The sequence below is a fragment of the Cellulophaga algicola DSM 14237 genome, from assembly GCF_000186265.1.
Taxonomy (GTDB): domain Bacteria; phylum Bacteroidota; class Bacteroidia; order Flavobacteriales; family Flavobacteriaceae; genus Cellulophaga; species Cellulophaga algicola.
The window spans coordinates 1,183,550-1,202,723 of sequence record NC_014934.1; the positions used below are offsets into that span (position 1 = coordinate 1,183,550).

A 19,174-nucleotide genomic window follows, 5' to 3' on the forward strand; every position below is an offset into this window, starting at 1 on the left:
AAATTCACCTATAGTATTTATGATTATTTTAGACAAAAAAGCTAATTACACTAATTAATTAAAAGCCTATGTCTTATAATTTGTAGTTTTGCGCAAATAAGCTTGTTGAAAAATGCAGAAACTGCCGAAATTATTTATTTTTATCCTTGGAATTATTTTCGCGATCAATTTAATACAAAGTTATTTTACCGATTTAATTTTTGATGAAGCCTATTATTGGCATTATGCTCAACATATGGCCTGGGGTTATTTTGACCACCCACCCATGGTGGCTTTCTTAATTAAATTAAGTAGTTTTTTCTTTGATGGTGAGCTAGGCGTTCGGTTTATGAGCTGCTTACTTTCTATAGGTACACTTCTATTTATTTGGCTAGTAATAGATAACCCAAAAAAGAAAGATTATGTGCTACACTTTTTTGTCCTCACATTTTCAATGACTCTCTTAAATGCCTACGGCTTTTTTACCCTCCCAGATACACCCCTTTTATTTTTCACCGCTGCCTTTTTATATGTTTATAAAAAGTTCATTGCCGCCCCTTCTATCCTATTATCAATAATTTTAGGCTTAATTATGAGCGCGTTAATGTACAGTAAATACCACGCCGTTTTAGTGATTATATTTGTGTTAATTTCAAACATAAAATTAGTTTTAAACAAATATGCATGGCTAGCAGTATTCGTAGCATTACTAGGTTATTTGCCACACTTTTTATGGCTCTATGAAAACGATTTTGTATCCGTAAAATATCATCTATTTGAGCGCCCTAATAGGGCTTATGACTTTAATGATTATACCGTTGGCTTCTTTTTAAACCTTCTTGCCTTATTCGGGCTTACATTTTTCTGGATCTATAAAGCATTATGGAAAACTAAGGGGACAGATTTATTCAACAAAGCTTTATTGTACTTAACATACGGCACCATCATATTCTTCTTTATTTCTAGTTTTAATCGTCGCATACAAACGCAGTGGATAATTGTTATCTCTATATCACTAGCTATACTTGCTTTTAATTATATGTTAGAGAATGAGAATGCCAGGAAATGGATTTTTAGAATGGGATTAGTAAATATTGTTCTCCTTATATTTATACGTTTTGTGTTAGTGTTCGAAGAAATTGCACCTATACATTATGAGTCACACGGAAATAAAGAGTGGGCAGCATCTATTAGTGATAGGGTTGGCGATACTCCTGTAGTTTTTGAAAACTCTTATAGAAACGCACCTATGTATGAGTTTTACTCTGGAAAAACTTCGTTCTCATTAAATAATGTCATGTATCGAAGAAATCAATATTCCATAGATGATACCGAATCAAAAGTGCAACATAAAAAAATACTCTATGTTTCAGGCTATTTAAAAAAAGGCGACATCGCTGTTGATTTACCTAAACAGAAAAAAGGTTTTGGTGTTTACATGAATGATTTTGAATCTTTTAGAAAATTACGTGCTATTCTTGATGAAAGTGAGATTTCACTTAAAAATAAAAGCGACATCACTTTAAAAATTTACAACCCTTATGATTTTGATATTGAACTAAGTAAGTTAAAATACAAGGTTGCTTATCACACACAATACAAGCGCCCGGAAGAAATTGTGCCCATTACGCCAGTTCCAAAAGACGCAAACATTACGCTATTAAAAGCCAAAGACACCGTATATTACAGTTTTAAACTCCCACCATTTAAAATGGAAAATCCGGGCTATTTTAAAATTGCAATTAGTGAAAACGGACTTCAACCAGGGATGAATGGTGATAATATAAAATTAGTAAACTAAATGAAAGAGGTTTTACTAAGAACAATCGAAAACGTAGACTGGATTACCCTTATCTTATGTTGTAGCATTGCCACAATGGTTCTAGCTAAAAAGATTTACTACGGTAGATTTGCAAATTTTATTATTTTACCTTTCAACAATAAATATATCTTTCTCTATAATAAAAAAGACAAACTATCGCATTGGTTCACTATTTTTCTTTCTATTTTTCAATTGCTGAATTTTGCTTTATTTTTATATTATTTAGATTCAATTTTTCACGTAACTCAACGTAGTACCACTCCTTTTTCTTACATGATTACGCTAGGAGTCCTAATTGCTTTTTTCTTTTCTAAATTAATACTACATCTATGTAATGCCTTTGTTTTTAACATCCAAGGAGCTATTAGCGAATTTTTATTTAAAAAAATATCTTACTTTAATTACAGTAGTTTAGTAATGTTCATTGCGAATATTCTTCTTACTTATATCGTAAAAGATTCAAAAATTGTAATTTATATAAGTGTATTGTTAATTATAACAATTAACACCCTAGGATGGGTTACTGCGATAAGAAATCATCAAAAATTAATTACCAATAATTTTTTCTATTTTATTTTGTACCTTTGCACACTCGAAATAGCACCCTTAGTGCTTTTAGGAGATTACTTTAAAGACTGATGCTTATGAAAGTAAAAACGATTTTGGTTTCACAACCAGAACCGAAGATGGAAAACTCTCCATATTCCCGACTTATTGACAAGGAAAAAGTAAAGGTAGATTTTAGACCTTTTATACATGTTGAAGGCGTAGATGCCAAAACTGTAAGGCAACAAAAAATTGATCTAAATAATTTTACTGCTATAATATTAACTAGCAGAAACGCTGTAGATCATTTTTTTAGAATTGCAGAAGAAATGCGCTTTAAAGTACCTGATTCGATGAAATATTTCTGTCAGTCAGAAGCTGTTGCTTATTATCTACAAAAATATGTAGTATACAGAAAGCGTAAAATATATGTAGGTAAAATGAATTTTCAAGATCTTTCTACTCTTTTCAAAAAGTATAAAGATGAAAAATTTTTACTACCATCTTCAGATTCTCTAAAACCGATTGTTCCTGAAACACTTGATGCATTAGGATTAAATTGGACCAGAGGTATCTTCTACAAAACTGTAGTTAGTGACCTTTCTGATTTGAAAGATGTGTATTATGATATTTTAGTATTCTTTAGTCCATCTGGAATTGAATCTTTATTAAAGAATTTCCCAGATTTTGAACAAAAAGATACTAGAATTGCCGTTTTCGGAAATTCTACCGTAGCAGCAGCTACCGATGCTGGCTTAAGAATAGACATAAAAGCTCCAACTCCTGAAACGCCTTCAATGACTATGGCGTTACAGAAATATATAGCAGGATTAAATAAAAAATAAGTACTAATTTCTTATGTACTAGTATAAAAAAAGCCTCTTTTCAGAGGCTTTTTTAGTTTTTAGAATCCGTAGCGTTGTGGTCCGCCACGTCTTATTTCTTCATTTGCATCCGATTCAAACTTTTTAAAATTCTCACGGAAAGCATTAGATAGCTTAAATGCTGTTGTGTAATATTTCTCATCATTATTCCATGTTGTTCTAGGGCTTAAAACTTCTGTAGGCACCCCAGGACATTCTCTAGGCTGTGCAACGCCAAATACAGAATGAATATGATACTTATCGTAAGAGTACAATCCTAAATCTCCATTTAGAGCTGCTGTAATCATGGCACGAGTATACTTCAACTTCATACGTGTTCCTATTCCGTAAGGACCACCTGTCCATCCTGTATTTACCAACCAAACATTAACGCCTGCATCTTTCATTTTCTTACTTAGCATCTCTGCATACTTCGTAGGATGCAAAGGCATAAATGGAGCTCCAAAACAAGCAGAAAAATTAGGCGTAGGTTCTACAACTCCTGCCTCAGTACCAGCTACTTTTGCCGTATATCCAGAAATAAAATGGTAAGCCGCTTGGCTAGGAGTCAACTTAGAAATTGGAGGCAAAACCCCAAAAGCATCGGCCGTTAAAAAAAAGATGTTTTTAGGGTTTTCACCTATAGAAGGTACTTGAATATTTTCAATATGATCAATTGGGTAACTTACTCTTGTATTTTGAGTAATAGAAATATCCTCAAAATCTACAACTCCTTGAGAGTCCATAACAACATTCTCTAGTAACGCCCCTTTTTTAATTGCTCCAAAAATTTCTGGTTCATTTTCTGCAGATAGGTTTATTACTTTAGCATAGCACCCTCCTTCAAAATTAAAAATGGTATTCTCTTTGGTCCAACCATGCTCATCATCACCAATTAGTTTTCTATTCGGATCTGCAGATAGTGTTGTTTTCCCTGTTCCCGATAGTCCAAAGAAAATTGCAGTATCGCCATCCTTCCCAACATTTGCAGAGCAGTGCATTGGTAATGTATTTTTATATACCGGTAAAATAAAATTAAGAGCAGAAAAAATTCCTTTTTTAATTTCTCCTGTATACCCTGTACCACCAATTAAAGCAATCTTTCTAGTGAAATTTAAAATTGCAAAATTGTGTTGACGCGTACCATCTACTTCAGCATCTGCCATAAAACCAGGAGCATTCACTACCGTCCATTCTGGATCAAAATTTACCAATTCTTGTTCTGTTGGCCTCAAAAACATATTACTAGCGAACATGTTAGACCAAGGGTACTCATTAATTACCCTAATATTTAATTTGTAATCTTCATCTGCACACGCATAGCTATCGCGTACATAAATTTCTTTATTATTTAAATAAGTGATGACTTTATCATACAAGGTATCAAAAGCAGCAGGCTCAAAAGGAATGTTAACATTGCCCCACCAGACTTTATCATTTGTAACTTCATCTTTTACTATAAATCTATCCATAGGAGACCTACCGGTAAACTCACCTGTATTTACCGCAAGAGCACCAGAAGATGCTTCTTTCCCCATACCCTTTTCTAGGGTTAATTTATGTAAATCATCTGGTGATAATTGATAATGTACATTTTCACTTGTAATACCATACTTAATCAACGAAATCGTTTTCGCAATCTTATCCATATTAAAGAAGATTTATTAGTTTTAATGGGGTAAAATTATTGAAATTATAATTCATAGGGTAGTTTTTTCGTTAATATCTAATAATTTTCTTTGTAATAGCGAAAACCAAGTAAAACCCAACCTACAATTAATAGCATCCCACCGATAGGTGTAAGCAACGCAATGGACTTAAAATTGAAAGAAAACAAGCTGTTTGTTGCTAATAAATAAATAGAAAAAGAAAAGAAAATTATCCCGATCGTAAACATCCAATAAATTAGCTTCTTATCTTTTTCTTGAATTTTACTAACTCCTGAAAGAATTAAAAGTAATAATGCATGATACATTTGATAGGTAACTCCCGTATTATAAGATGCTACCGCCTCTACACTTATCAAATTTTTTAAACCATGTGCCCCAAATGCGCCAAGTACCACTGCAAGTGTCCCAAATAATATTCCTGTAGTAAAAATTGTTTTGTTCATAACTAAAATGATTGTTATTTTTACATATATAACAAATGTGAAATTTAAATGTCACTATAAAGATACAAAACTATGCTGCGTAAAATTCTAATTACTGGTGCTGGTAAGTCCACATCATATCTATTAGATTACTTTTTAGAAAAAGCAATTGATGAACAATTACATGTTGTCATTGCAGATCTAAATCCGGAGACTATACCTGCAAAATTTAAAAATCATTCAAATTTCGCTGTTATAAAACTAGACATCTTCAATACAGAAAAACGCCAAAAAGCAGTACAAGAAGTAGACATCGTTGTATCCATGCTACCAGCGCATATGCACATTAATATTGCCAAAGACTGTATCTTATTTAGCAAACACCTAGTTACCGCTTCATATGTTAGTGATGAAATTAAAACTTTAGATAAAGAAGCTAAAGAAAAAGGGCTTGTATTCATGAACGAAATTGGTCTAGACCCAGGTATTGACCATATGAGCGCCATGCAGATCATTGATGGAATTAAAAAGAAAGGGGGCAAAATGATATTGTTTGAATCTTTTACAGGAGGATTAGTAGCCCCTGAGAGCGATAACAATTTATGGAATTATAAATTTACTTGGAACCCTAGAAACGTAGTCGTAGCAGGTCAAGGTGGTACGGCACAATTTATTCAAGAAGGAACTTATAAGTATATTCCATACCACAAACTATTTAGAAGAACAGAGTTTGTAGATATTAAAGGGTATGGCAAATTTGAAGTCTACGCTAATAGAGACTCCTTAAAATACCGCGAAGCTTATGGCCTCAATGATATTCTCACATTATACAGAGGAACTATGAGACGTGTAGGTTTCTCTAAGGCTTGGAATATGTTTGTGCAATTAGGTTTAACAGACGATAGCTATACCATTGAAAACTCTGAAGGAATGGCCTATAGAGAATTTGTGAATTTATTTCTACCCTATTCTCCTACTGACTCCGTAGAATTGAAACTTAGGTATTATCTAAAAATAGATCAAGATGATATTATGTGGGAGAAATTACTGGAACTTGACTTATTTAGCGCTGACAAAAAAATTGCCCTTAAAAATGCAACTCCAGCACAAATACTACAAAATATACTTGAAGATAGCTGGACTCTTGCAGACGAAGACAAAGATATGATAGTGATGTATCATAAATTTGGTTATGAATTAAACGGGGTTAAAAAACAGATTGATGCCAACATGGTGGTCATAGGCGAAAATAGAAGCCATACGGCTATGGCTAAAACAGTAGGCCTACCTGTTGCGATTGCTACTTTATTAATTTTAAATAAAAAAATTACGCGCGCAGGAATACAAATTCCACTACAAGAAGAAGTATATACCCCTATTTTAAAAGAACTAGAAGCTTACGGAATTATATTTAATGAGGAAGAAGTACCTTACTTGGGATACAATCCAAACACGGTTGCTAGTTAGTAATTGAAACTAATTTGCTATATTTCATTCTAAATTGAAACTAGAACAAATGAAATCAGCTAAAGAAAATGTAAAAATTGATGGAATAGATAAAAAGATATTACGTTTTCTAATGTCTGATGCCCGTAAACCTGTTCTAGAAATAGCTAGAAACATAGGTATTTCTGGCGCTGCTATTCATCAAAGGCTCCGGAAACTAGAAAATTCAGGACTTATTGCAGGGTCAAAATTTGTAATTAATCCAAAAGTACTTGGGTTTTCTACGATGGCTTATGTGGGTATTTATTTAGATAAAGCAATGAGCAACCCAGTCGCTGTAAAACAATTAGAGAAAATTCCTGAAATTCTTGAATGTCATTACACTACAGGAAACTGGTCTATTTTAATTAAGGTATTATGTAGAGATAATGAGCACTTAATGCAGGTTTTAAACAATAAGATTCAACAGATTGATGGGGTATCAAGAACGGAAACTTTTATTTCGCTAGATCAACAAATAGAACGCCAAATAACGATATAAGGTTAATTTCTCTAAGTTTCAAAAATAAAAAACTAAGCTATAGTATTGCTTGTGTAGCACTATGCTTTTTTTCCTGCAAAGAAGAATTGAAATCTGATAGTTTGATGGCCAATGTAAGCTGGCAAAAGAACTTACTAATCAGTATCTCTTAAAAAATGAAGTAATTTTTAAATTATTTAATAAAGAAAACCCAAAGTCTCTTTTAAGAGAACTCTTTAATACAAACAAAAAGGACTGCGATACAGACATTACCTAATACAGGTACAGAATCTTGTCATTATCAAACACAGCTTTCTATAAAATATGATAACAAAACTGAAATTTTAAAAGAAATCAAAACTAAGTCTATCGCTTTATTCTCCACTTATTTTGATGAGATTGTATCTGAAAGCACCATTAAATATGAGGTTTTTAACTCTTCCAAAAAAAATAGATACGATGTTAAAATTAAGAAAAGCAAGGATATAGAACTTCTCAGATGCATAGTACACATCATGCGCTTACACACCTATGAACAAACTGTAAAAATCTTAGACATAAAAAAGGTTCCTTAAGTAAAGGAACCTTTTTTATTATCTATTAAAAGTTATATTACCTTCTTCCTCCAAATACTTGTAAAGCCCAATATGCAAGAGTAGCAACGGAACCAATAGCCGCTACTAAATAGGTTCTTGCAGCCCATTTCAAAGCATCTTCTGCGCCAGCATATTCATCTGGAGCTAACATATTTGTATTCTTTAACCATGCCAATGCACGATGGCTTGCATCATATTCTACGGGTAAGGTAACTAAACTAAAAATCGTAGCAAAACTCATCATAACTAGACCTGCGACTGCGACATAATACCCAATTCCAAATCCAGCAGCTGCACCTAACATTAGTCCACCAAATACGATCCACATAGACATGCTAGAGGTAACGTTTACAATAGGAACTAATTTAGATCGTAAGCCTAACCATTGATAGGCTTGCGCATGTTGTACCGCATGACCACATTCGTGAGCCGCAACTGCTGCCGCAGAAGCATTACGCTGATTATAGACCCCTTCACTTAAATTTACAGTCTTATTTGAAGGATTATAATGGTCTGTTAACATGCCCGGTGTAGAAATTACTTTTACATCACGAATACCATTATCCGCTAGCATTTTTTCAGCAATTTCTGCACCGCTCATGCCATTTCTTAAATGTATTTTTGAGTATTGCTCAAATTTGCTTTTCAGCTTCCTGCTTACTAACCAACTAACTAATGCAATCGCTCCTATTAATATATAATATCCGTACATAATTTTTTATTTTAAAACTTAAATATAGCAAAGATTCTTTGCTATACTATACTAACGCAAAAATCCCGCCAAAATTTTCCAACACGTAAATGTGGAAAATTTGGCAGGACTTTAAAACTTTTGAGAATGAATTAGCTTAAGAAGCCCATTCAAATGCCTCAATAATTTCTTTATAAACTACTTCACCTTCAGAAATATTTAAACCTTTCTGTAGTCCCGGATCAGAAGCTAATGCTTTTTTCCAACCCATATTAGCAATCTTAATAGCGTAAGCTGTAGTTACGTTAGTAAGCGCTATAGTAGAAGTATAAGGTACCGCACCTGGCATATTTGCAACAGAATAATGTACAATTTCATCTATAATATAAATAGGATCTTCATGCGTTGTAGGTCTTGTTGTTTCTACACAACCTCCTTGATCTACAGCAACATCTACAATAACAGCACCAGACTTCATGGTTTTTAGCATGTCTCTAGTAATTAAATTTGGCGCTTTTTTACCTTTAAGTAAAACACCACCAATTATAAGATCATGTGTTTGTACAAATTCTCTAATGTTGTATTCGTTAGAAAATAACGTAGTACAGTTATTTGGTAAAACGTCATTTGCATAACGCAAACGTTTCATGTCAACATCCAAAATAGTTACCTGAGCACCTAAACCAGATGCCATTTTAGCAGCTTGCATACCTACTACCCCTGCACCAAGTATTAAAACTTTTCCTGGAGGAACTCCTGGTACACCACCTAATAATAGTCCACGACCTTTTACTGGTTTTTCTAAATATTTTGCCCCTTGTTGGATAGACATTCTACCAGCAACTTCAGACATTGGCGTTAATAATGGTAAGCCACCATCTTTATCTTCTACTGTTTCATAAGCAATACAGACAGCACCACTTTCTATCATAGCCTTAGTTAAAGGCTCGCTTGAAGCAAAATGGAAGTATGTGAATACAATTTGTCCTTTTTTAATAAGGCTGTATTCTTCCTGAATAGGTTCTTTAACCTTTACAATCATTTCAGCGATAGCATATACCTCTTCAATGGTTTCAAGAATTGTAGCTCCAGCATCTACATAAGCTTCATCTAAGAAACCACTATTATCACCTGCTGTTGACTGTACAAATACTTCATGGTTGTGTTTTACAAGTTCAAAAACACCACCTGGAGTCATTCCTACACGACTCTCATTGTTTTTAATTTCCTTAGGGATACCTATTTTCATTTGCTTTGTATATTAAAACTTTCGTTAAAAAAGATAAATCTCTGTAAGATATGAATTTGATAATCAGATTATAGCAAGAAATTTATAATAAAAAACAAACTAAAAAAGACAAAGGCAAATATTAAGTTTTTTCAACAAACAAATTAATTCGCCAATGTCAATTTTAATTATAATTAGTCGCGTCAAATTTGCTACAAATAGTTATAATAAAAAAACAAAAACCAGTAAAATTGTGATGGTTTAGCTAATAATCAAACTTTTAACAATAAGCCCTGTATTGTTTTGCTGAAATTATAAAATTGATGCTTAAAATTCAGATTTTCGAATAAAGTGTTACAGAATTGTCAACCTTAAACAAACTACGAAGAAAAAACACCAATCTACTGCATTTACTGCTGCAGATTGGTGTTAAATAAAATTTACCCTACTATATTGATAATTTTACCAGGAACAATAATTACCTTTTTAGGTGCTCTTCCTGCTAATTGTTGTATTGTTTTTTCATGAGCCATTACTGCTTCTTCTATCTGATCTTTAGTAAAATCCATCGGAAGCTCTAATTTAAAACGCATTTTTCCATTAAAAGAAACTGGATATTCTTTACTACTCTCTACTAAATGTGATGCTTCAAACTTTGGAAACGGTGCTGTAGCAATAGATGCTGTATGTCCTAATTTACTCCATAATTCTTCCGCGATATGTGGTGCGTAAGGCGATACTAAAACAATTAACGCCTCTAGCACTTCTCTACTCGTACATTTCTGTGCAGACAGTTCATTTACCGCAATCATAAAGGTAGATACCGAGGTATTAAATGAGAAATTCTCAATATCTTCTTGTACTTTCTTTATGGTTTTATGCAAAGTTTTTAAATCCTCCCCCGACCCCTCCGAAGGAGGGGTGTTTGTTACGTAAAAAGCTCCATTTTCTCCAGAATGGTACAAACGCCATAATTTTTTAAGAAAACCATGAGTACCTGTAATACCAGCTGTATTCCAAGGCTTAGATTGCTCTAATGGCCCTAAAAACATCTCATACAAACGCAAACTGTCTGCCCCATACTCTACACAAATACTATCCGGACTTACCACATTGTATTTAGATTTAGACATTTTTTCTACTTCGCGAGAAACTTTAAATTCCCCTCCCGACCTCCCCGAAGGGGAGGAGTTCTCATCGTAAAACTCACCATTGTCCAAAATAAAAGTAGCATCCTTATACTCTTTCCTCCAATTTTTAAACATTTCAACATCTAATTCATCTGAAGCATTTACAAACGATACATCAACGTGCGTTTCGTAATAATTTCTGGAATTATTCTCAATTACAACTTTTCCTTTTAAATTTAATTTCTCTATTTCTTTTTCAATTATAGAGGTTAGCTTCTTATCAATCGATAAAACAAAATCATTATGTTCTTGTTCTTCGTTATTTTTAACATCTCCATAATAAACCCTAATGAGCTTAATTACGTCATTAGAAATAAATGTATTTTCTAAAATCTTATATTTATCACTCAATTCATCAATTAAATCCAACTCTTCTTGTGTAAGATCCACATCAGAAAATCTTGAAATATTATAACCCACTCTATGAACAAAAGCACTTGTCCCCGTAATCATTCCTTGATTGATCAGTTTTTTAGCAAACTCGTTTTTAGGCACTACCCCTTTATCAAACAAGAATTTTTGCCAAAAACGAGCATATAATAAATGTCCTGTTGCATGCTCACTACCACCAATGTATAAATCTACATCTTGCCAATAGTCCATCGCCTCTTTAGAGAATATTTCATTCTCATTATTGGGGTCCATATAGCGGTTAAAGTAGAAACTACTCCCCGCCCAACCTGGCATGGTATTTAATTCTAAGGGCCACACCGTGGCGTTATTTATCTTACTGTTATCTACAACCTGGTTAGAAACCGTGTCCCAGGCCCAAACGGTAGCATTCCCTAATGGTGGCTCACCAGTTTCGGTGGGTAAATATTTTTCTACTTCTGGTAATGCAATTGGTAAATGCTTCGCATCTATCATTTGCGGCATACCATCTACATAATATACTGGGAAAGGTTCTCCCCAATACCGTTGTCTGCTAAAAACAGCATCACGCAAACGGTAGTTAATTTTCCCTTTTCCTTGTCCTATTTTTTCCAATTCATAAATTGCTAATTTCATCGCTTTTTTATACGGCAATCCGCTTAAGAAATCAGAATTTGCAATTACAGTTTTATCTTTATCAGCATGTGCTTCTTCAGAAATATCTACGCCTTCAAATACATTAGGAATAGCTATATTGAATTTTTTAGCAAAATCATAATCACGCTGATCACCACAAGGCACTGCCATAACCGCTCCTGTACCGTATCCTGCTAAAACATAATCACCAATCCAAATCGGAATCGGCTCTTTGGTAAAAGGATGCTCTGCATAAGCCCCCGTGAATACTCCTGAAATGGTTTTAACATCTGCCATACGCTCCCGCTCGCTACGTTTTGCGGTTGCCTCAATATATGCATCTACCGCTGCTTTCTGCTCTGGAGTGGTTATTTTAGCTACCAACTCATGCTCTGGCGCCAGCGTCATAAAAGAAACTCCGAAAATAGTATCAGGGCGCGTGGTAAACACATCAATCCCCCTAACCCCCGAAGGGGGAACTTCCTTGCTAATTGCAAGCTCATTTGTTATACTTTTTAAGACTGTGTCTAAATCTCCTATAACTTCTTCATTCGTAAAACGAATGACTTTAAAACCTCTAGCATTTAAAACATCTGTACGTACTTGATCTGCCTCTTTTTGAGTATCATGAATAGCCCCATCAACCTCAATAACTAATTTCTTAGAAAGGCATACAAAATCAACTATGAAATCAGCAATTAGATGTTGTCTTCTAAATTTATCTCCACTATTTTTCCCTTTCAAACTTTCCCACAACACAGCTTCTGCCTCTGTAGGATTATTTCGCATCTCTTTAGCTTTTTCCAATAATAAATGCGAATTATTACCCCCAGTCATATACCCAGGAGCAGTTCCCTTTCCTTCGGAGGGGGCTAGGGGGAGGATTTGAAACGTTACTGAAGCACCTTGACTTCTACCAATCCAATTGGTTTGTGAATCTTTAAGCGGTTGTGGCCAATCTACCGTAGTCAAATCATCTAACAAACGTTGTGCATATGCAGAAATTCGCATACTCCATTGTGTCATTTTTTTACGGATAACAGGGTGACCACCGCGTTCTGAAACTCCGTTTACAATCTCATCATTTGCTAAAACCGTACCTAATTCTGGGCACCAGTTCACTTCAGTTTCAGCCAAATATGTTAACCTATATTGTAAAAGTAATTCTTGTTGCTTTTTAGTGTCAAATGCTTTCCACTCCTCTGCCGTAAAAGCAATAATATCTTCATCAGAAACAGCATTTACTGTTGCATTACCTTCTTTTTCAAAAAGAGCAATCAATGTAATTATGTCTTCTGCCTTATTAGAATTATTATTATACCAAGAGTTGAACAACTGAATAAAAATCCACTGTGTCCATTTATAATACTCCGGAGTAGACGTACGTACTTCTCTACTCCAATCAAAAGAGAAACCAATTTTATCTAATTGCTCTCTATATCTTTTAATATTAGTTGCTGTAGTTGTTGCTGGATGCTGCCCTGTTTGAATAGCATATTGTTCTGCTGGCAAGCCAAAAGAATCATATCCCATTGGGTGCAATACATTAAACCCCTTATGTCTTTTATAACGTGCATAAATATCACTAGCAATATACCCTAACGGATGCCCAACATGGAGTCCTGCTCCAGAAGGATAAGGAAACATATCTAAGACATAAAACTTTTCTTTATCAGAATTGTTCTCTGCTTTAAACGTTTGGTTTTCTGCCCAATATTTTTGCCATTTGGCTTCAATTTCTGTGAAATCGTAGTTCATTATATAAAGTTTGTTTAAACCCTGATGGTTTTAATGCGGAGCAAAAATACCTTTATTATGGGAAAAAGGAAAAGATAATGGCCGCTTAGCATTAACAATTACATCAGAAACAAGAATTTAGACCTATAACCAACCTTATATTAGGTCACAAATTAACATGCATTATTGATTACTCAAATATGAAAACGACCTTTTTAAGCACTAAAAGCATCATTTATAGTAAAAAACAAGATATTATTAGCACAAAATGTTAACAGTGATTTCATATTAAATATACTTTCCTATTTTTACATATCGTTTTCACAAATTATGAGTAAATCTTTCGAGCGCTATCAACAACGTAAATTAATATCGAGCTATTTTTCTGTAGTCTTAAGCATAGGTCTTGTGCTTTTTCTATTAGGTATTTTAGGCTTATTGGTTTTAAATACAAAAAAACTAGCCGATCATTTTAAAGAACAAATAACCATCTCTGTCTTTTTAAAAGACAATGCAAAGCAGGTAGAAATAGACCAACTCCAGAAAAGCTTAGTCATGGCAGCATATACCAAAGCCGCTACCTACGTTTCTAAAGAAGAAGCAGCAGCACAGCACAGCGAAGATATTGGCGAAAATTTTCAAGATTTCCTAGGGTATAATCCACTAAAAAACTCCATTGATGTTCAATTAAATGCAGATTTTGTGACCCCAGAGCAACTAGAAGAAATAGCAACAGAAATTACAACCAAAGGATATGTAGAAGAAGTTAGCTATGACAAACCATTAATTGGTTTACTTAATGAAAATGTAAAACGAATTAGCTTCTGGATTTTAGTAGCCAGTAGCATTTTTACTTTTATTGCCGTTTTACTCATTAACAGCTCCATACGCCTGTCTATCTATTCCAAGCGTTTTATTATTAAAACGATGCAAATGGTAGGCGCTACCAAAGTGTTTATTCGCAAACCATTTATTTGGACAAATATTAAACTAGGCCTACTGGGCGCTATTTTAGCAATGCTCGCATTAGCCGGAGTTTTATACTATGTGAATGAAAATTTCCCAGAATTGGGCCTCATGGAAGACCCTATTATTCTCCTGATTCTTTTTTCTAGTGTTTTTATTTTAGGCTTGTTAATTTCACTTATTAGCACCTACTTTGCAACACAACGTTTTTTAAATCTAAGAACAGACGAATTATATTATTAAATTTGCAGCATGGCATACAAGAGCGACAATTCAAATCCGGATTCTAAAAAAGAATTTATCTTTCAAAATAAGAATTACACCTTCATGTTTATTGGCCTTGCTTTTATAGTAATAGGGTTTATATTAATGAGCGGCGGAGGTAGTGATGACCCTAACGTTTTTAATCCTGAAATATATAGTTTTAGAAGAATCCGTTTAGCACCAACGCTTGTCCTTATAGGCTTAGGTATAGAAATCTACGCTATTTTGTTGAACCCTCATAAGAAAAATTAATTGGAAGTTATAGACGCAATAATCCTCGGGATAATTCAAGGATTAACAGAATTTCTACCTGTTTCATCAAGTGGACATTTAGAATTAGGAAAAGCTATTTTAGGAGACCATTCTGTACCCGAAGAGAGCCTTTTATTCACGGTAGTTCTTCATTTTGCAACAGCATTGAGTACGCTTGTTGTTTTTAGAAAAGATGTTTGGGAATTACTTTGTGGACTTTTTCAATTTAAATGGAATGAAGAAACTCAATTCTCTATAAAAATTATTATTTCAATGCTACCAGCTGTTTTTGTTGGTTTGTTTTTTGAAAAACAATTAGAAAGCTTTTTTGGCGGCAATGTTCGCTTTGTAGGCTTCATGCTACTAGTTACTGCAGTACTTCTTTACTTAGCAGACAAAGCTAAAGACACGGATAAAAAAGTTAGTTTTAAAAGTGCCTTTTTGGTTGGTATTTCTCAAGCCATAGCCATGCTACCTGGTATCTCTAGAAGTGGAGCAACTATTTCTACCTCTGTATTATTAGGGGTTGATAAAACTAAAGCCGCACGTTTTTCATTTTTAATGGTAGTTCCTTTAATTTTTGGTAAGATTTTTAAAGACTTATTAGGAGGAGAACTTACTTTTGATGGAGACAATAATGTTGCTATGGGTGCCGGTTTTATTGCTGCATTTATCGCAGGATTAGGAGCTTGTACTTGGATGATTCAACTCGTTAAGAAAAGCAAGCTTTCCTATTTCGCTATTTATTGTTTAATAGTAGGGCTTATTGCCATCGCCTATGGATATTTAGCATAACACACACTTAAAAATAGCTATTGAAAACTAAAGAAGATTTTTTAGAAGGACAAACACTTTTGATTGACAAACCATTAGAATGGTCTTCTTTCCAAGCGGTTAATTCTATTAAATGGAGTATCCGAAGAAAATTTGAGCTTAAAAAAATAAAAGTTGGTCACGCGGGCACCTTAGATCCTTTAGCGACAGGATTGCTGTTAATTTGCACAGGGAAATCTACCAAAACAATTAACGAACTTCAAGGTCAAGCAAAAGAATATACAGGAACTATAACTTTAGGAGGTACCACACCTTCTTATGATTTAGAATCTGAAATTAATGAAACCTTTCCTACCGAACATATTACCGAGGCCTTAATAAAAGAAGCTACTCAGCAATTTTTAGGTGAAATTGAACAAGCGCCACCTATTTTTTCAGCTTTAAAAAAAGACGGAAAACGTTTGTATGAATATGCAAGAGAAGGTATTGAAGTAGAAATAAAAAAGCGGCCAATTACTATTCACGAATTTGAGATTACCGCTATTGAAGATAACATAGTATCTTTTAGAGTAGCATGCAGCAAAGGCACCTATATTAGGTCTTTAGCCCATGATTTTGGGATTGCCCTGAAATCTGGAGCACATTTATCATCACTTAGAAGAACCAAAATAGGGAATTACAACGTAGATAATGCTATAACCACAGAGGCATTTAATAAGTTATTAAATCCTGAATCTGAAGAAAATCTTTAGAAAAAGAGCATTTTCGTTGTTGTTCAACGATTTGATAAAATAATATTCTAAAAAAGTGGTTAATAGGAATATGAGTTTAAATAAAAGTCAACTTTCATTATTAATCACAATTTTTTCAATGGCCATAGTGGTGTTGGGTTTATACAACGTACATTTAGGTTCATCGGAAAAAGAAGAGTATGTAGTGGAATTAGCTTTACTTGAGGAAGATCCTGAAGAACTTTTAGACGAAGAGGAACAAGAACTACAAGACCAAAAAGAAGCAGAAGCTATTAAAAGTCACATGGCTTTTAATGAAACAGCTAAAGCGAGTCAAGGAAACCCAGAGCCTTTAAAGACATTAGAAGAATTAATGGAAGAAGCAGAAAATGCCTCTGACAGCGATGAACCTAACGAACTTCTAACATCTGATTCTGGCGCATATGCTGCAAATTTAAAAGAACTTAAAAAAAAGCGTCAAGAAGCAAAACAATTACTTGGTGAACGCGAAGCTCAGAAAGATGTACCTACTAATAATTTAGCAAAACGCAGGACATCTATCTCTTACTCCTTAATAGACAGAAACCACTACAACTTACCTGTACCCATTTACACATGTATTGAAGGCGGTAAAATTGTAGTTAATATTGTCGTAGATAGTCAAGGTACTGTAACAGATGCCAACTTTAATAAAAGCAGCTCTAGCACTAGCAATGGTTGCTTAATAGATAATGCTTTAGAATATGCCTATAAAGCATCTTTCAATAAATCTACAAAAGATAGCCAGAAAGGTACCATCACCTATTTATTCCAAGAGAAGGCCCGCTAATAAATCTTCCGCAGTATGTACCCCTTTATCTTTTGTATACCAAATTTGCAAATCTTGCTTAAATTCTGGCGTTAACGTCCCGTGTGTATTTTTATAATCATTAACCAATTGAGTTGCCTTAGAAGGTCTTGGACCCCACTCTGAAAATACAGTATTCGTAGCATCATCAATCATTATTAACTTAGGAATAGATAAGGTGCCATTGTACAAAAATTGATTCATCAATTCTAAGTTTTCATCACGGAGAATAACTTTAAAATCAATATTAGGATTGAGACTCGCTAATTTATTCATTACAGGCATAGTTTGCGCAGCATCACCACACCAGCTTTCTGTAAGTACCAACCAGGTAACTTTTCTTTGAACGCTCTCTATTTTTTCTATTATATCCTCTGAAAACTTAAGCGTTTTATCTAAACGTTTCATACGTTTATTATTAAGCAGGGTATAATCTGCAAGCGCTTCATTTTGAACGGTTCCTGTAGATTTTTTATCTACTACTAAATCTGAAACTGTAGTTCTATATTCTTGATAAGTCATTGCCTTAGCTAGGCTTGCCTTTAGTAATTCTGAAACTTCTTGGGAGTTCTTTTTGGTAGCTACGATATTCATGATTGTTTTATTTGGGGTAAAATTAATAGCTAAGTTTTATATAAAAACTGAGTTACATCATGTTTGTAGAAAAAAGGAGCGAAAACTTACAAATGTCTTTTTTTTATCATTCCACCTCTGGTGTCGTTAATACTATTCATTACCACAAAAGCATGAGCATCTATTTTAGATATTTCTATATTCAACCTACGTATCTCTAGCCTTGTGATAACGGTATAAATAACATCATAATCTTTCTGAGCGCCCCCATCTTTACTAAAACCTCCTTTGGCTCTATATATCGTTAAACCTCTACCTAATTTTTCAGAAATCATAACTCTAATTTCTTCACTCTTATTAGAAATAATGGTAACCCCTGTATATTCCTCAATACCATCTACCACAAAGTCTAAGGTCTTGGAAGCAGACAAATAGGTTAACATAGAATATAAAGCTGTTTCTATAGATAAGAAATAGGCCGCTGCTAAAAAGATAACAATGTTAATTAAGATAATGATATCGCCAATTGTAGTGCCTAGTTTTCTACTTAAAAAAATAGCTAGCACTTCTGTGCCATCTAATACACCACCCCCTCTAATAGATAAACCTATCCCTGCTCCTAAGAAAAACCCTCCAAAAACAGCAACTAAGAGCTTGTCTTGGGTAATTTCCGGAAAATGCACGGTAGATAACACCAGGGCCAAGCCTAGAATAGCAATTGCAGCTTTTATGGCAAATGTTTTACCGATAACCTTATAACCAAGTATCAAAAAAGGAACATTCACCACAATTATCAAAATAGGCAATGGCAGTTCAAAAATTTCTGTAGCAAGCAACGAAATACCAGTTGCCCCGCCATCTATAAATTGATTAGGGAGTAAAAAACTTTCCAACCCAAAGGCTGCAGAAAAAATACCCACTAGAATAAAAAGCATATCTTTTAAGAATGCCTTGAAACCCACACGAAGTTTTCTAGATCTTTTAAGGTAGGCTCCAGCATGGCCCAATAAACGGTATCCTTTTGTTTTGCTATTTGGCATGTTATAACC

Annotated in this window: 17 protein-coding genes; 10 read left to right on the forward strand and 7 right to left on the reverse strand. The window is 34.0% G+C overall.

The window, feature by feature from the left end; translation table 11 throughout:
* Positions 1 to 112: 112 nt before the first annotated feature.
* Genes CELAL_RS05070 through CELAL_RS05080 form a run of 3 tightly spaced genes read left to right on the forward strand, consistent with a single transcriptional unit; the run spans position 113 to position 3,192 of the window.
* Positions 113 to 1,780: an ArnT family glycosyltransferase gene (locus CELAL_RS05070; RefSeq protein ID WP_013549838.1), complete on the forward strand. Its 1,668-nt coding sequence runs from the start codon at positions 113 to 115 to the stop codon at positions 1,778 to 1,780.
* Complete coding sequence (locus CELAL_RS05075; protein ID WP_013549839.1) at positions 1,781 to 2,440, forward strand: DUF4271 domain-containing protein; 660 nt, start codon at positions 1,781 to 1,783, stop codon at positions 2,438 to 2,440. It abuts the gene before it with no gap.
* A gap of 5 nt (positions 2,441 to 2,445) precedes the next feature.
* The gene (locus CELAL_RS05080; RefSeq protein ID WP_013549840.1) at positions 2,446 to 3,192 is read left to right on the forward strand and encodes a uroporphyrinogen-III synthase; all 747 of its coding nucleotides are present in this window, start codon (positions 2,446 to 2,448) and stop codon (positions 3,190 to 3,192) included.
* Between the two features lie 59 nt (positions 3,193 to 3,251).
* Here CELAL_RS05080 and pckA read toward each other — a convergent pair whose 3' ends face one another.
* Both pckA and CELAL_RS05090 read right to left on the reverse strand, forming a co-directional pair.
* A complete protein-coding gene (pckA, locus tag CELAL_RS05085) occupies positions 3,252 to 4,859 on the reverse strand; it encodes a phosphoenolpyruvate carboxykinase (ATP) (RefSeq protein ID WP_013549841.1) in 1,608 nt (535 codons plus the stop codon).
* Positions 4,860 to 4,936: 77 nt separating this feature from the next.
* Positions 4,937 to 5,323 carry a DUF423 domain-containing protein gene (locus tag CELAL_RS05090; protein ID WP_013549842.1) on the reverse strand — a complete coding sequence of 129 codons (387 nt, stop codon included), beginning with the start codon at positions 5,321 to 5,323 and terminating at the stop codon, positions 4,937 to 4,939.
* A 72-nt stretch (positions 5,324 to 5,395) separates the two neighbouring features.
* On the opposite strand from CELAL_RS05090, the gene CELAL_RS05095 reads away from it, so the two are divergent.
* Positions 5,396 to 6,769: a saccharopine dehydrogenase family protein gene (locus CELAL_RS05095; protein WP_013549843.1), complete on the forward strand. Its 1,374-nt coding sequence runs from the start codon at positions 5,396 to 5,398 to the stop codon at positions 6,767 to 6,769.
* A 49-nt stretch (positions 6,770 to 6,818) separates the two neighbouring features.
* A complete protein-coding gene (locus CELAL_RS05100; RefSeq protein ID WP_013549844.1) occupies positions 6,819 to 7,289 on the forward strand; it encodes an Lrp/AsnC ligand binding domain-containing protein in 471 nt (156 codons plus the stop codon).
* Between the two features lie 591 nt (positions 7,290 to 7,880).
* Here CELAL_RS05100 and CELAL_RS05105 read toward each other — a convergent pair.
* From CELAL_RS05105 to CELAL_RS05115, 3 genes are all read right to left on the reverse strand, one after another.
* A complete protein-coding gene (locus CELAL_RS05105; RefSeq protein ID WP_013549845.1) occupies positions 7,881 to 8,576 on the reverse strand; it encodes a zinc metallopeptidase in 696 nt (231 codons plus the stop codon).
* Between the two features lie 136 nt (positions 8,577 to 8,712).
* A complete protein-coding gene (ald, locus tag CELAL_RS05110) occupies positions 8,713 to 9,804 on the reverse strand; it encodes an alanine dehydrogenase (protein ID WP_013549846.1) in 1,092 nt (363 codons plus the stop codon).
* 419 nt (positions 9,805 to 10,223) lie between these two features.
* Positions 10,224 to 13,739 (reverse strand): leucine--tRNA ligase, encoded by a 3,516-nt coding sequence (locus CELAL_RS05115; protein WP_013549847.1) that lies wholly within the window; start codon positions 13,737 to 13,739, stop codon positions 10,224 to 10,226.
* Between the two features lie 309 nt (positions 13,740 to 14,048).
* Here CELAL_RS05115 and CELAL_RS05120 point away from each other — a divergent pair, with 309 nt between their 5' ends.
* The 5 genes from CELAL_RS05120 to CELAL_RS05140 all read left to right on the forward strand — a co-directional run bounded on the left by CELAL_RS05120 (position 14,049) and on the right by CELAL_RS05140 (position 17,534).
* Positions 14,049 to 14,927: a cell division protein FtsX gene (locus CELAL_RS05120; protein ID WP_013549848.1), complete on the forward strand. Its 879-nt coding sequence runs from the start codon at positions 14,049 to 14,051 to the stop codon at positions 14,925 to 14,927.
* A gap of 9 nt (positions 14,928 to 14,936) precedes the next feature.
* Positions 14,937 to 15,200 (forward strand): DUF3098 domain-containing protein, encoded by a 264-nt coding sequence (locus CELAL_RS05125; RefSeq protein ID WP_013549849.1) that lies wholly within the window; start codon positions 14,937 to 14,939, stop codon positions 15,198 to 15,200.
* Positions 15,201 to 15,995: an undecaprenyl-diphosphate phosphatase gene (locus tag CELAL_RS05130; RefSeq protein WP_013549850.1), complete on the forward strand. Its 795-nt coding sequence runs from the start codon at positions 15,201 to 15,203 to the stop codon at positions 15,993 to 15,995.
* 20 nt (positions 15,996 to 16,015) lie between these two features.
* Positions 16,016 to 16,726 (forward strand): tRNA pseudouridine(55) synthase TruB, encoded by a 711-nt coding sequence (truB, locus tag CELAL_RS05135; RefSeq protein ID WP_013549851.1) that lies wholly within the window; start codon positions 16,016 to 16,018, stop codon positions 16,724 to 16,726.
* A gap of 70 nt (positions 16,727 to 16,796) precedes the next feature.
* Positions 16,797 to 17,534 (forward strand): energy transducer TonB family protein, encoded by a 738-nt coding sequence (locus CELAL_RS05140; protein ID WP_013549852.1) that lies wholly within the window; start codon positions 16,797 to 16,799, stop codon positions 17,532 to 17,534.
* Here CELAL_RS05140 and CELAL_RS05145 read toward each other — a convergent pair.
* Positions 17,511 to 18,146, reverse strand: coding sequence for a thioredoxin family protein (locus tag CELAL_RS05145; protein WP_013549853.1), 636 nt, complete (start codon positions 18,144 to 18,146; stop codon positions 17,511 to 17,513). The genes CELAL_RS05140 and CELAL_RS05145 overlap by 24 nt on opposite strands.
* Positions 18,147 to 18,232: 86 nt before the next feature.
* Complete coding sequence (locus CELAL_RS05150; protein ID WP_013549854.1) at positions 18,233 to 19,165, reverse strand: YitT family protein; 933 nt, start codon at positions 19,163 to 19,165, stop codon at positions 18,233 to 18,235.
* Positions 19,166 to 19,174: the final 9 nt, after the last annotated feature.